This window comes from Bradyrhizobium sp. Kon56 (genome assembly GCF_055807635.1).
On the sequence record NZ_JBVVOU010000237.1, the window covers coordinates 1 to 343 of the forward strand.

Annotated in this window: 1 protein-coding gene; it reads left to right on the top strand. The window is 67.3% G+C overall.

All coding sequences use genetic code 11. From position 1 onward, the window contains the following. Positions 1-343, top strand: a 343-nt coding sequence (locus AC0L3B_RS38780) for a hypothetical protein (protein WP_473382965.1), incomplete at both ends; no start/stop codon positions are given.

Here is a 343-nt window from a genome sequence, read left to right on the forward strand (position 1 = left end):
GATCATGGCAACAGCCCGAACGCCCAGGGGCTGATCGCTGAGTATCGCGCCCAGGCCAGAGAACTGGCGCGCCAGGCCGAGCGCGACTGCAGCGCCGCGTACAAGCAGCAGTGGCCGACGCCGCAAAGCGTGACGTACCTCTGGGATCACCAGCAGATCGACATCAACCTGACCAGCGCGGCGGACCCGGAGCGCCCTACCCTCAGCGGCGACTTCTTCACCGAATACGCGGTATACGACAAAGCTACCCGGCCGCCGCAGGTGCTGTGGTACGCGCACTTCCACTACCCGTCGGCCACCACCGCGCCGGCCAACTACAGCCGGGCGCACCTCAAGCTGCGCG